Here is a 13,308-nt window from a genome sequence, read left to right on the forward strand (position 1 = left end):
GCCCGCCGCGCCCGGACACGGCCCCCGGACCTCGCCCGAACCCGGGCCCGAGCCCGGCGCAGGGGCCCCGCGGGGCCCCGTCCCCGGGGCAGTCGAGGCCGGCGAGGTCGCCGCGGCGGCCGTAACGGCCGCCGAAGGCCACACCGAACCGCCCGCGCGGCCCGATACGGCCGGGGACACCGGCCCGTCCTCCCGGGCCCCCGAAGGGCCCGTCCCGAACGCCGACACCGCCGCCGCGCGCCAGGACGCCCCGCGCCAGGAAACGCCGGGAGCGAGCGCCGTGTCCCCGGACACCGTGTCCCCGGACACCGCGCCCTCCGAGGGCCCGCCCCCCGCACCCCCGCAGGACGAGCACCCGCTCGCCTCCTACGTGCTGCGCGTCAACGGCGTCGACCGGCCCGTCACCGAGGCCTGGATCGGCGAGTCGCTGCTGTACGTGCTGCGCGAGCGGCTCGGCCTCGCGGGCGCCAAGGACGGCTGCTCGCAGGGCGAGTGCGGCGCCTGCAACGTGCAGGTCGACGGACGCCTGGTCGCCTCCTGCCTGGTGCCCGCGGTCACCACGGCCGGCAGCGAGGTCCGTACGGTCGAGGGCCTGGCCGTGGACGGGCAGCCCTCCGACGTGCAGCGGGCGCTCGCCCGGTGCGGCGCGGTCCAGTGCGGCTTCTGCGTGCCCGGCATGGCGATGACCGTGCACGACCTGCTGGAGGGCAATCCGGACCCGACCGAACTGGAGACCCGCCAGGCCCTGTGCGGCAACCTGTGCCGCTGCTCGGGCTACCGGGGCGTCCTGCAGGCCGTCAAGGAGGTCGTCGCCGAACGCGAGGCGCACGCCACGACGGACGACGCCGAGCCGGACACCGCCGGACCGGACACCGCCGAGCCGCGCATCCCCCACCAGGCGGGACCGGGCGACGGCGGGGTCCACCCCTCGGCGTTCGAGTCCCCGCACCCGCACGACCCCTACGGCCAGGACGGAGGCCAGGCGTGAGCAACGAAGCCGCCACCGCTGCCGCCACCGAGAACGCTGCCGCGCCCGAGCCGCTGCCGCACGGACTCGGCTCCTCGCTGCCGGCCGCCGACGCCCGCGCCAAGACGGAGGGCACCTTCCCGTACGCGGCCGACCTGTGGGCCGAGGGCCTGCTGTGGGCGGCCGTACTGCGCTCACCGCACCCGCACGCGCGCATCGTGGCCATCGACACCGCACACGCGCGCGAGATGCCCGGCGTGCGGGCCGTCGTCACCCACGAGGACGTCCCCGGCCGCCCGGTGCACGGGCGGGGCACGGCCGACCGCCCGGTGTTCGCCTCGGAGGTCGTACGCCACCACGGCGAGCCCATCGCGGCCGTCGCCGCCGACCGCCCGGTGTTCGCCTCGGAGGTCGTACGCCACCACGGCGAGCCCATCGCGGCCGTCGCCGCCGACCACCCGGACACCGCGCGGATGGCCGCCGCGGCCGTCATCGTCGAGTACGAGGTGCTCGACCCGGTGACCGACCCCGAGCAGGCCTTCGAGGCCGAGCCGCTGCACCCCGACGGCAACCTGATCCGGCACATCCCGCTGCGCCACGGCGACCCGGAGGCGGTCGGCGAGGTCGTCGCCGAGGGCCTGTACCGCATCGGCCGCCAGGACCCGGCCCCCATCGGCGCCGAGGCCGGGCTCGCGGTGCCCCGCCCCGACGGCGGCGTGGAACTGTACCTGGCCTCCACCGACCCGCACACCGACCGCGACACGCTCGCCGCCTGCTACGGCCTGGAACCCGAGCGCGTGAAGATCGTCGTCACCGGCGTGCCCGGCGCGACCGCCGACCGCGAGGACCAGGGCTTCCAGCTGCCGCTCGGCCTGCTGGCGCTGAAGACCGGCTGCCCGGTGAAGCTGACGGCGACCCGCGAGGAGTCCTTCCTGGGCCACACGCACCGCCACCCGACGCTGCTGCGCTACCGCCACCACGCCGACGCCGAGGGCAGGCTGGTGAAGGTCGAGGCGCAGATCCTGCTGGACGCGGGCGCGTACGCCGACACCTCCTCCGAGGCCCTGGCCGCCGCCGTGGCCTTCGCCTGCGGCCCCTACGTCGTGCCGAACGCCTTCATCGAGGGCTGGGCGGTGCGCACCAACAACCCGCCCTCCGGCCACGTCCGCGGCGAGGGCGCGATGCAGGTGTGCGCCGCCTACGAGGCGCAGATGGACAAGCTGGCCAAGAAGCTCGGGCTGGACCCGGCGGAGGTGCGCCTGCGCAACGTCATGGCGACGGGCGACGTCCTGCCGACCGGCCAGACCGTGACGTGCCCGGCGCCGGTCGCCGAACTGCTCCAGGCCGTACGGGACCACCCCCTGCCCCCGCTGCCCAAGGACACCCCCGAGGAGGAGTGGCTGCTGCCCGGCGGACCCGAGGGCGCGGGCGAACCGGGCGCGGTGCGCCGGGGCGTGGGCTACGGCCTGGGCATGGTGCACATGCTCGGCGCGGAAGGCGCCGACGAGGTCTCCACGGCCACGGTGCGGGTCCAGAACGGGGTCGCCACCGTGCTGTGCGCGGCGGTGGAGGCCGGCCAGGGCTTCACCACGCTCGCCCGGCAGATCGTCCAGGAGACCCTCGGCATCGACGAGGTCCACGTGGCCCCGGTCGACACCGACCAGCCACCGTCCGGCCCCGGCTGCCGGAGCCGCCACACCTGGGTGTCGGGCGGCGCGGTGGAACGCGCGGCGAAGATGGTCCGCACGCAGCTCCTGCAGCCGCTGGCGCACAAGTTCGGCATGTCCACGGAACTGCTGCAGATCACGGACGGCAAGATCACGTCGTACGACGGCGTCCTGTCCACGACCGTGACGGAGGCGATGGACGGCAAGGAACTGTGGGCGACGGCCCAGTGCCGCCCGCACCCCACGGAGCCCCTGGACGAGGCCGGCCAGGGCGACGCGTTCGTGGGCCTCGCCTTCTGCGCGATCCGCGCGGTGGTGGACGTGGACATCGAGATGGGCACGGTACGGGTGGTGGAGCTGGCCGTGGCGCAGGACGTCGGCCGGGTCCTCAACCCCACCCAGCTGGCCGCCCGGATCGAGGGGGGCGTCACCCAGGGCGTGGGCATCGCCCTCACGGAGAACCTGCGCACCCCGCGCGGGCTGATCCGCCACCCCGACCTCACCGGCTACGCCCTGCCCACGGCCCTGGACGCACCCGACATCCGGATCGTGAAGCTGGTCGAGGAACGGGACGTCGTCGCCCCCTTCGGCGCCAAGGCGGTCAGCGCGGTACCGGTGGTGACCTCCCCGGCGGCCGTCGCCTCCGCCGTGCGCGCCGCCACCGGCCGCCCCGTCAACCGCCTGCCGATCCGCCCCCAGGCGGCGGTCGTGACACAGCAGATGAATCAGGCGAATCGGTAGGCGGGGGCACCCGGACGGATGGGGGCCGGGAGGGAACGCCCGCGGCCCCGCCGGCGTCTTCCGTCCCGGGGCGTTGTCAGCGGCGCGGCGTAGTGTTCCTGTCAGTGGGGACGACGGCTCCCGCCCCGGGCGGCACGCCGTAGCGCGCCCCGCCCGGTACCTGAACCGATCCGCACGGGGGAGCAATGAGCACGACCGACACCGTTGCCGCGGTGATCACCCTGCCCGAGACCACCGGCGGTCTCCGCCGCCGGCCTGCCGGACTCGGGCCGTTCCGGCGTGCGGCGGCGCTGGTGGCCGGCCCGGGGACCCCCTTCGGGCCGACGGTCTCCGGCCTGGCCCTCGACCTGCGCGCCCGCCTGCTGCACCAGGAGTTCGGCCAGGGCCGCCTCGCCCGCTTCGAGGACGTCGACTTCCCCGTCACCCTCACCCACGAGCCGACCCGCCGCTTCCTGCGCGACACGGGCCTGCCCGAGGACGGGGTCCTCCTCCAGTTCGACAGCGACGCGCCGTTGCCGACCCTCGCCGAGTACTACGCCGGGGAACACCCCGACGCCCACCCCGAACTCCCCGCCCGCGCGAGCCACTTGATACGCCTGGGCCGTCTCGTGGACGGCAACGGCCTGCTGGTCGACGGCACCACGGGCAGGGTCAGCACCTGGAGCGAGGCCCGGGCCACCCTGACCCCGCTCGCCAAGGACGTCTCCGTCCTCACCCTCACCCTCTGGCTGCTGCACCGCGCTCTCCAAGGCTCCGTACGCCGTTCCTGAACGGCGGTCGTACGACCAAGGTCGCAGGTCACGGGCGACTCCCGACAGGAGCCGGAGGGGGTTGCGCACCTTACGCTGGCGGGCATGAGTGCCCTGGAACCACGCGACACCGACGTCGCGTACATACCCGACAGAAGCCGGCCGCGCGACGAGCCGGCCGACACCGTGCTGAGCCGGAGTCACCGGTCGCTGAGCATCGGGATCGTGTCGGTCGTGCTGCTGATCGCCTTCGAGGCGACGGCCGTCGGTACGGCCATGCCGGTGGCAGCGCGCGAGCTGGACGGGGTGTCGCTGTACGCGTTCGCGTTCTCGGGGTTCTTCACCACGAGCCTGTTCGGGATGGTGCTCTCCGGGCAGTGGTCGGACCGGCGAGGGCCGCTGGGGCCGCTGACCGCGGGGATCGGGTCGTTCGCTCTGGGGCTGCTGCTGTCCGGGACGGCGCGCGCGATGTGGGTGTTCATCCTGGGCCGCGCCGTGCAGGGACTCGGCGGCGGGCTGGTGATCGTCGCCCTGTACGTCGTCGTCAGCCGGGCCTACCCCGAGCGGCTGCGACCGTCGATCATGGCGGCGTTCGCGGCGGCCTGGGTGGTCCCGTCGATCGTCGGCCCCCTCGCCTCCGGCGCGGTGACCGAGCACCTCGGCTGGCGCTGGGTGTTCCTCGGCATCCCGGTGCTGGTCGTGTTCCCGCTGGCGATCGCCCTGCCGCAGATACGGCGGCGGGCGGCCGGTCCGGTGGGGGAGCCCGGCGGGGAACAGGCCTCCTTCGACCTGCGGCGCATCCGGCTCGCCCTCGGCATCTCCCTGGGCGCAGGGCTGCTGCAGTACGCGGCCCAGGACCTGCGGTGGCTGTCGCTGCTGCCCGGAGTCGCGGGGGCCGCGCTGCTGGCGCCGGCCGCACTGGGGCTGCTGCCGCGCGGTACCTACCGGGCGGCGCGCGGGCTGCCGTCCGTCGTGCTGCTGCGCGGGGTCGCGGCGGGCTCCTTCATCGCCGCCGAGTCCTTCGTACCGCTGATGCTCGTCACCCAGCGGGGGCTGTCCCCGACGCTGGCCGGGTTCTCCCTCGCGGCGGGCGGGGTCACCTGGGCGCTGGGCTCGTGGGTGCAGTCGCGGCCCCGGATGGCGCCGCACCGGGAGCGGCTGATGACCCTCGGGATGGTGCTGGTGGCCGCGTCCATCGCCGCCGCGCCCAGCGTGCTGATCGACGCCGTACCCGTCTGGACGGTCGCCGTCGCCTGGGCCTTCGGCTGCTTCGGCATGGGCCTGGTCATCGCCTCCACCAGCGTGCTGCTGCTGCGCCTGTCCGCCCCCGAGGAGGCCGGCACCAACTCCGCGGCCCTGCAGATCTCCGACGCCCTGTCCAACGTCGTCCTCCTCGCCGCCGGCGGCGCCGCCTTCGCCGCCCTGGGCGGCGGCACGGTCGCCCACGCCACGGCGACAGCCGGCTCCGCCTCCCACCCGGCGGCGTTCGCGGCGGTGTTCCTGCCGATGGCGGGGGTGGCGCTGGCGGGGGCGTGGGTGACGCGGCGGTTGCGGGCCGAGTCCAAGTGACACCGCGTGGTACCGCGTAGTACCATTCCTTCATGGCTGGACTGAACCTTCGCTTCACGGACGAAGAACTCGAAGCGCTGCGCGACCGGGCGGCTACCGAGGGGATGAGCATGCAGGCGTTCGCCCACGGCGCGGTGATGGCTGCCATAAACGAGCGCTCACGGCTGTTCAACGAGGCGGCCGAGCACGTACTCAAGGCCAGTGCCGAGCTCAACCGGAGGCTGGCCTGATGCACTACCTGACACTCCCCGAGCTGCTGAATCTCGCCAAGCAGGTCGGGGCGGCAGAGGTGCGCGACTATGGCCTCCTGGACTCGGCACTGGGGCGTCCCCAGTCGAGTGTGTTCGGGCAGGACGCCTATCCGGATGTCTGGCAGAAGGCTGCCGCGCTGATGGAATCCCTCGCCCGCAACCACGCTTTCGTCGACGGGAACAAGCGCACCGCCTGGTACGCGACCTGGGTCTTCCTGCACCTCAACGGACACCCGCTGGACGCGGACTTCGATGTGGACGAAGCCGAGCAGTTCGTACTGGACGTCTCCCAGGGTGTGCTCGACCTGCCCAAGATCGCAGCGCAGTTGCCACGATTCGCTCAGTGATCTGTGACGCGTGTCGCACCCGGGCCCGCTGGGGTGTCGTAGGCCCGGGTGACCGCTGAGCGCACGGGTAGGGTGGCCCGGTCGTCGTACGTAGCCGAGCCGAGCACAGCGAACCGGAGACCGTGACTATCACCGCCGCCGCCTCCCACAACCTCTCGCCCGCCTTCCCGGGACGTGCCCCCTGGGGCACAGCCAGCAAGCTGCGTGCCTGGCAGCAGGCCGCGATGGACAGATACATCCAGGAACAGCCGCGTGACTTCCTGGCGGTGGCCACCCCCGGCGCCGGAAAGACCACCTTCGCCCTGACGCTCGCCTCCTGGCTGCTGCACCACCACGTCGTCCAGCAGCTCACCGTGGTCGCGCCGACCGAGCACCTGAAGAAGCAGTGGGCGGAGGCCGCCGCGCGGATAGGGATCAGGCTGGACCCGGAGTACAGCGCGGGCCCGCTCGGCAGGGAGTACCACGGGGTCGCCGTGACGTACGCGGGCGTCGGCGTCCGGCCCATGCTGCACCGCAACCGCGTCGAGCAGCGCAAGACCCTCGTCATCCTCGACGAGCTCCACCACGCCGGTGACAGCAAGTCCTGGGGCGAGGCCTGCCTGGAGGCGTTCGAGCCGGCGACCCGGCGGCTCGCGCTCACCGGTACGCCGTTCCGGTCCGACACCAACCCCATTCCGTTCGTGACGTACGAGGAGGGTCCGGACGGCATCCGGCGTTCGTCCGCCGACTACACCTACGGCTACGGCTCCGCCCTCTCGGACGGTGTCGTCCGGCCCGTCATCTTCCTCTCCTACAGCGGCAACATGCGCTGGCGCACGAAGGCCGGCGACGAGGTCGAGGCCAGGCTGGGCGAGCCGATGACCAAGGACGCGATCAGCCAGGCCTGGCGCACCGCGCTCGACCCGCGCGGCGAGTGGATGCCGGCCGTGCTGCGCGCCGCCGACCAGCGGCTGACCGAGGTCCGCAAGGCCATCCCGGACGCCGGTGCCCTGGTCATCGCCTCCGACCAGGACTCCGCCCGCGCCTACGCCAAGCTGATCCGCGAGATCACCGGCAACAGCGCGACGCTCGTCCTCTCCGACGACCCCGGCGCATCGAAGCGGATCGACGAGTTCAGCGGCGGCGACGACCGCTGGATGGTGGCCGTCCGCATGGTGTCCGAGGGCGTCGACGTACCCCGCCTCGCGGTCGGGGTGTACGCCACGACCATCTCCACCCCGCTCTTCTTCGCCCAGGCCGTCGGCCGTTTCGTACGGTCCAGGCGGCGCGGCGAGACCGCCTCCGTCTTCCTGCCGACCGTCCCGGATCTGCTCACCTTCGCCAACGAGATGGAGGTCGAGCGCGACCACGCCCTCGACAGGCCGAAGAAGGACGGCGAGGAGGACCCCTACGCCGAGTCCGAGAAGGAGATGGAGGAGGCGAACCGGGAGGAGGACGAGGACACCGGCGAGCAGGACATGCTGCCCTTCGAGGCGCTGGAGTCCGACGCCGTCTTCGACCGGGTCCTCTACGACGGTGCCGAGTTCGGCATGCAGGCCCACCCGGGGAGCGAGGAGGAGCAGGACTACCTCGGTATTCCGGGGCTGCTGGAGCCCGAGCAGGTGCAGATGCTGCTGCAGAAGCGGCAGGCCCGGCAGATCGCGCACAGCCGCAGGAAGCCGGCCGAGGAGGCCGATCTGCTCGAACTGCCCGCCGAGCGGCGGCCGGTGGTCACGCACAAGGAGCTGATGGAGCTGCGTCGGCAGCTCAACACGATGGTCGGCGCGTACGTCCATCAGAGCGGCAAGCCGCACGGGGTGGTCCACACCGAGCTGCGCCGGGTGTGCGGTGGCCCGCCCAGCGCGGAGGCCACGGCGGGGCAGTTGCGCCAGCGCATCGCCAAGGTGCAGGAGTGGGCTACGCGGATGAGGTGACGCTCCGCTGGGTGCGCGGGGGTTTTCCCACCCGCCCACCCGTCTCGGTGGGGCAGAAGGTGACCGTCCCCGAGGCTCCGCCCCGGACCCCGGCGGGGGCTCCCGCCCCCTGCTCCCGGGGCTCCCGCCCCCTGCACCCCCGTTTCCCACCCGCCCACCCGTCTCGGTGGGGCAGAAGGTGACCGTCCCCGGGGCTCCGCCCCCGGCCCCGGCGGGGGCTCCCGCCCCCTGCACCCCCGGGGTTCCCCTCCTCACCCCGGGGGGGGGGAGGCCCCTCTCCGCACCCCGGAGGAGGCTCCCTCTCCGCACCCCGGAGGAGGCTCCCCCTCCGCACCCCGGAGGGGGCTCCGCCCTCCCGTCCAGATCCGCGGGCTTATCCGGACAAACGTAGGCAACTCGTCACGGTCAGTGACCGGATTCTGGACAGAGCCTTCCGCTCAGCGAACCGGCTTCGCTAGTGTCCCGCTACGCACACGCCCCGTGGCAGCGCCGCCGCGGAGCGCAGCCGTGAAGCGACTTCAGTCCGGGCGGCCCGGACCGTCGGCCGATCGGCGGCCTCTGTTGCGCGTCACTGACGGGACTCGGTGACGCGTCCGACGCGAAGGGGTCCGCCGACCTCACCACTTAAGGAGTGGGCGTCGTGACCGCGGAGACCTCTCAGACGCTCGACCGCGGCCTCAGGGTTCTCAAGCTGCTGGCCGACACGGACCACGGGCTGACCGTCACCGAGCTGTCCCAGAAACTGGGCGTCAACCGGACCGTGGTGTACCGACTGCTCGCCACCCTGGAACAGCACGCGCTGGTACGCCGTGACCTGGGCGGCCGCGCCCGGGTCGGGCTCGGGGTGCTGCGGCTGGGCCGGCAGGTGCATCCGCTGGTGCGGGAGGCCGCGCTGCCGGCGCTGCGGTCGCTGGCCGAGGACATCGGGGCGACCGCGCACCTGACGCTGGTGGACGGCGCGGAGGCGCTGGCCGTCGCCGTGGTCGAGCCGACCTGGACGGACTACCACGTGGCCTACCGGGCCGGGTTCCGGCACTCCCTGGAGCGGGGTGCGGCGGGCAAGGCGATTCTCGCGGCCCGCCGGCAGCCGACGGCGGACCCCGGCTACACCCTGACCCGCGGCGAACTGGAGGCGGGCGCCTGCGGGGCTGCGGCACCGCTGCTCGGCGTGACGGGCATCGAGGGCAGCGTCGGCGTCGTCATGCTGGCGGACTCCGTGCCGGAGCGGGTGGGGTTGCGGGTCGTGGACGCGGCGCGTGAGGTCGCGGAGGCGCTGCGTTAGCGCTGCCGCCGAGCTGCACCGGGCAGGGTGGGTGCGGCTGTGGCGCGTTAGATTGATCCCGTGCTCTCCCGTCTCCCACGCCCCCGAGCCCTCACCGTCTGTGCGCTGCCCGTCGTGGCTCTGGTCGCCGCCGCGGTGCTCGCGCCGCTGCCGTTCGCGGTGGCGCAGCCGGGCATGACGGCGAACGTGCTCGGCGAGAACAAGGGCACCCAGGTCATCACCATCTCCGGCGCCCCCACCCGCAGTACGAGCGGACAGCTGCGGATGACGACCATCGAGGCGACCGGCCCGGACGCGAACGTCTCGCTGGGGGACGTGATCGACGGCTGGTTCGCCACCGACCAGGCGGTCATGCCGCGCGACGCGGTCTACCCGAGCGGCGGCAGCGTCAAGGAGATCGAGCGGCACAACGCCGAGCAGATGCGGCAGTCCCAGGACGCGGCCACCCGGGCGGCCCTGAAGTACCTCGGCGTCGACGACAAGAACATCAAGGTGACGCTGGAGCTCGCCGACGTCGGCGGCCCCAGCGCGGGCCTGCTGTTCTCCCTCGGCATCGTCGACAAGCTCGACGGCGACGGCGACGGCGGCGACCTCACGGGCGGCCGTACGATCGCCGGCACGGGAACCATCACCGCCGACGGCAAGGTCGGCGCGGTCGGCGGCGTGGCCCTCAAGACCCAGGCCGCCCGCCGGGACGGCGCCACGGTCTTCCTGGTCCCGAAGGCCGAGTGCGCCCAGGCCAAGTCCGAGCTGCCGAAGGGGATGCGCCTGATCCCGGTGACCACTCTGAAGGGCGCGGTCAGCGCCCTGGTGGCCCTGGAGAAGGGGAAGGGGTCCGTCCCGAGCTGCTGAAGGCTAGACGGCGGGGGCCGTCCTGGGGGCGGAGGCCAGGCGCAGGCCGACCTCCACGAGGGTCCAGCCCAGCCGGGTGCGCAGGACGCCGGGTCGCTTGGCCCCGGCGGTCAGCCGGTGGGCGTCGGCCTCGGTACGGAGTTCGGTGGCGCGGGAGTGGTGGAGGATGAGGTGGGTCTCGGCATGCATGGGACGGCCTCTCAGTCCGTGCGGGTGGGGAAGACGTGCATGTGGACGCGCACCACTTCGGTGTCCGGTGTGCCGTCGTCCGGGGTCAGGGCCTGGTAGCTCTTCACGAGCTCGTGCATCTTCTTGCCGAGGTCGAGGGCCAGCTCGGGTGTGAGACGCAGCGTGTAGTCGCTCATGTCCGAGGCGCGGGCCCACTCCTCGGACCAGTCGTTCCGGGTGCCGAGCCAGGTCGCCAGCTCCTGAGTGCGGTGGTTCGCGATCTCGTGCAGGAACAGGTCCGCGGCACCACGCACTTCGGGGTCCGGGTCCTTCAGCAGCGTCTCGTCGAAGGTCACGCCCCCGTGGGTCGCCCGCCACCAGCGCTCCCGCCCCTTACCGCGCTCGGGCGCGTCCTCGACGAAGCCGTGCGCGGCGAGCTGGCGCAGGTGGTAACTGGTGGCGCCGCTGGACTCGCCCAGTTTCGAGGCCAGTTGGGACGCGGTGGCCGGTCCGCTGCGCCGCAGTGCGGTGAGCAGCTGCATGCGCAGGGGGTGGGCGAGACCCCGCAACGAGCGGGCGTCGAGAGGGCGGACCGGTTGGGTCCAGGGCTCGTTCATGCGTACAAAGATAGTGTTGCAAAGGAAGTTTTGCAACAGGTTCTTTGGAAGTCGCCCTCACTCCTCTTCCGCCGCCTGCTCCACCAGCGGAATGACCCGCAGCGGCACCGGGTTCTCCATCACGATCGCCGTCGAGGCGCGCACGATCCCCTCGAAACCCACCACCCGGTCGATCACCCGCTGCAGATCGGCGTTCGAGCGGGCGACCAGCCGGCACAGCATGTCGCCGCTGCCGGTGGTGGTGTGCAGCTCCAGCACCTCCGGCACGGCCGCCAGGTGCGCCCGCACGTCCGACCCCTGCCCCTGCCGGATCTCCAGCGTCGCGAACGCCGTCACCGGATAGCCGAGCGCCGCCGGGTCCACCTCCGGGCCGAAGCCGCGGATCACCCCGTTCGACTGCAGCCGGTCCAGCCGCGCCTGCACGGTGCCGCGCGCCACCCCCAGCCGCCGCGACATCTCCAGCACGCCGATACGCGGCTCACGCGCCAGCAGCACGATGATGCGGCCGTCCAGACGATCGATCGCCATGCGTCCCGCCTCCCGGGGTGGTCATCCTGTACAGAAAGCCTTCAGGCCTGCCGCATCTGCTGGTCATATTGCCCAGCAGATGCGCGAACTATTGCGCACCTTGCGAGACCAGGTGACTCTTCCGCCATGACGCAGACCACACACCACACTCCCGACGAGACCGTCCGGCAGGCCGACCCCTTCCCGGTCAAGGGAATGGACGCGGTCGTCTTCGCCGTGGGCAACGCCAAGCAGGCGGCGTACTACTACTCCACCGCCTTCGGCATGAAGCTGGTCGCCTACTCCGGACCGGAGAACGGCAGCCGCGAGACCGCGAACTACGTCCTGGAGAGCGGCTCCGCCCGGTTCGTGTTCACCTCGGTGATCAAGCCCACCACCACCTGGGGCCAATTCCTCGCCCAGCACGTGGCCGAGCACGGCGACGGCGTCATCGACCTCGCCATCGAGGTCCCGGACGCGCGCGCCGCGTACGCCTACGCCGTCGAGCACGGCGCCCGCTCGGTGCAAGAGCCGTACGAGACGAAGGACGAGCACGGCACCGTCGTCCTCGCCGCGATCGCCACCTACGGCAAGACCCGCCACACCCTGGTCGAGCGGACCGGCTACGACGGCCCCTACCTGCCCGGCTACGGGGCCGCGAAGCCCATCGTCGAGCCGCCCGCCCAGCGGACCTTCCAAGCCATCGACCACTGCGTCGGCAACGTCGAACTCGGCCGGATGAACGAGTGGGTGGAGTTCTACAACAAGGTCATGGGCTTCACGAACATGAAGGAGTTCGTGGGCGACGACATCGCCACCGAGTACAGCGCGCTGATGTCGAAGGTCGTGGCCGACGGCACGCTCAAGGTCAAGTTCCCGATCAACGAGCCCGCGATCGCCAAGAAGAAGTCCCAGATCGACGAGTACCTGGAGTTCTACGGCGGCGCCGGTGTCCAGCACATCGCGCTGAACACCAACGACATCGTGCAGACGGTCCGTCAGATGCGCGCGGCCGGTGTCCAGTTCCTCGACACCCCGGACTCGTACTACGACACCCTCGGCGAGTGGGTCGGCGACACCCGCGTGCCCGTCGAGACCTTGCGCGAGCTGAAGATCCTCGCCGACCGCGACGAGGACGGCTACCTGCTGCAGATCTTCACCAAGCCGGTCCAGGACCGCCCGACCGTGTTCTTCGAACTCATCGAGCGGCACGGCTCGATGGGCTTCGGCAAGGGCAACTTCAAGGCCCTGTTCGAGGCGATCGAGCGCGAGCAGGAGCGCCGCGGCAACCTCTGAGCCCCCGCGGCGCCGTACTGCCCGCCCGCCGTGACACCCGCACGGCGGGCGGGCCTCCGCCGCCTCACGGGCTCACCGGCGCTCCTGCCCGGTGACACTCTCCGGCGCCTCCGCCACCGACGGCTCGCCCAGCACCTGAAGGGCCGCCCATGCCTGCGGCACGGCCGGCGGGGAGAAGTACGGGTTGGTCCGCAGCGCCTTCCCCGGACACCGCCGGGCCGCGCCGGCCGTGCGCCGCCCCTGTTCGGCGTGGGCGGCCCCGAGCACCGCCCACGCCCGTGCGTCCCGCGGCTGCGCCCGCAGGTGCCGCTCCCGTTCGGCGATCAGCGCCGCCGGGCCGGCCGGCGAAGCCGGTGCCCCGGCGCCCACCGCGGTCAGGGCC

General features: G+C 72.8%; 13 protein-coding genes and 1 pseudogene. 10 read left to right on the forward strand and 4 right to left on the reverse strand.

What is annotated here, in order from left to right:
- The 9 genes from DEP02_RS06970 to DEP02_RS07010 all read left to right on the forward strand — a co-directional run.
- The coding region (locus DEP02_RS06970; RefSeq protein WP_232838992.1) for a (2Fe-2S)-binding protein at positions 1 to 988 on the forward strand (988 nt) is incomplete at its 5' end.
- On the forward strand, positions 985 to 3,375 hold the full coding sequence (locus DEP02_RS06975) for a xanthine dehydrogenase family protein molybdopterin-binding subunit (protein ID WP_112466466.1): 2,391 nt from the start codon (positions 985 to 987) through the stop codon (positions 3,373 to 3,375). The genes DEP02_RS06970 and DEP02_RS06975, both read left to right, overlap by 4 nt.
- A 185-nt stretch (positions 3,376 to 3,560) precedes the next feature.
- Positions 3,561 to 4,145, forward strand: coding sequence for an SUKH-4 family immunity protein (locus DEP02_RS06980; protein ID WP_112466467.1), 585 nt, complete (start codon positions 3,561 to 3,563; stop codon positions 4,143 to 4,145).
- Between the two features lie 84 nt (positions 4,146 to 4,229).
- Complete coding sequence (locus DEP02_RS06985; protein WP_112466468.1) at positions 4,230 to 5,693, forward strand: MFS transporter; 1,464 nt, start codon at positions 4,230 to 4,232, stop codon at positions 5,691 to 5,693.
- 32 nt (positions 5,694 to 5,725) lie between these two features.
- The gene (locus DEP02_RS06990) at positions 5,726 to 5,923 is read left to right on the forward strand and encodes a hypothetical protein (protein ID WP_112466469.1); all 198 of its coding nucleotides are present in this window, start codon (positions 5,726 to 5,728) and stop codon (positions 5,921 to 5,923) included.
- Positions 5,923 to 6,291, forward strand: a complete 369-nt coding sequence (locus tag DEP02_RS06995) for a type II toxin-antitoxin system death-on-curing family toxin (protein ID WP_112466470.1) — start codon at positions 5,923 to 5,925, stop codon at positions 6,289 to 6,291. Before DEP02_RS06990 ends, DEP02_RS06995 begins: the two co-directional genes overlap by 1 nt.
- Positions 6,292 to 6,413: 122 nt before the next feature.
- Positions 6,414 to 8,204 carry a DEAD/DEAH box helicase gene (locus DEP02_RS07000; RefSeq protein WP_112466471.1) on the forward strand — a complete coding sequence of 597 codons (1,791 nt, stop codon included), beginning with the start codon at positions 6,414 to 6,416 and terminating at the stop codon, positions 8,202 to 8,204.
- Positions 8,205 to 8,844: 640 nt separating this feature from the next.
- A complete protein-coding gene (locus DEP02_RS07005) occupies positions 8,845 to 9,486 on the forward strand; it encodes an IclR family transcriptional regulator (RefSeq protein ID WP_112466472.1) in 642 nt (213 codons plus the stop codon).
- 60 nt (positions 9,487 to 9,546) lie between these two features.
- Entirely contained in the window at positions 9,547 to 10,338 is a 792-nt protein-coding gene (locus DEP02_RS07010; protein ID WP_112466473.1) for a S16 family serine protease, read from the forward strand.
- Between the two features lie 3 nt (positions 10,339 to 10,341).
- Here DEP02_RS07010 and DEP02_RS07015 read toward each other — a convergent pair whose 3' ends face one another.
- The 3 genes from DEP02_RS07015 to DEP02_RS07025 are packed head-to-tail and all read right to left on the reverse strand — an operon-like array spanning position 10,342 to position 11,651.
- Positions 10,342 to 10,527 (reverse strand): hypothetical protein, encoded by a 186-nt coding sequence (locus tag DEP02_RS07015; RefSeq protein WP_112466474.1) that lies wholly within the window; start codon positions 10,525 to 10,527, stop codon positions 10,342 to 10,344.
- Between the two features lie 11 nt (positions 10,528 to 10,538).
- Positions 10,539 to 11,123: an ArsR/SmtB family transcription factor gene (locus DEP02_RS07020; RefSeq protein ID WP_112466475.1), complete on the reverse strand. Its 585-nt coding sequence runs from the start codon at positions 11,121 to 11,123 to the stop codon at positions 10,539 to 10,541.
- Between the two features lie 57 nt (positions 11,124 to 11,180).
- On the reverse strand, positions 11,181 to 11,651 hold the full coding sequence (locus DEP02_RS07025) for an Lrp/AsnC family transcriptional regulator (protein WP_112466476.1): 471 nt from the start codon (positions 11,649 to 11,651) through the stop codon (positions 11,181 to 11,183).
- Positions 11,652 to 11,777: 126 nt separating this feature from the next.
- On the opposite strand from DEP02_RS07025, the gene hppD reads away from it, so the two are divergent.
- Complete coding sequence (gene hppD, locus DEP02_RS07030; protein WP_112466477.1) at positions 11,778 to 12,926, forward strand: 4-hydroxyphenylpyruvate dioxygenase; 1,149 nt, start codon at positions 11,778 to 11,780, stop codon at positions 12,924 to 12,926.
- 72 nt (positions 12,927 to 12,998) lie between these two features.
- On the opposite strand, the pseudogene DEP02_RS07035 reads toward hppD, so the two are convergent.
- Positions 12,999 to 13,308, reverse strand: a pseudogene (locus tag DEP02_RS07035) (tetratricopeptide repeat protein); the annotation flags it as partial.

Origin of the sequence: Streptomyces triticisoli, from assembly GCF_003270085.1 — a bacterium.
GTDB classification, from domain to species: domain Bacteria; phylum Actinomycetota; class Actinomycetes; order Streptomycetales; family Streptomycetaceae; genus Streptomyces; species Streptomyces triticisoli.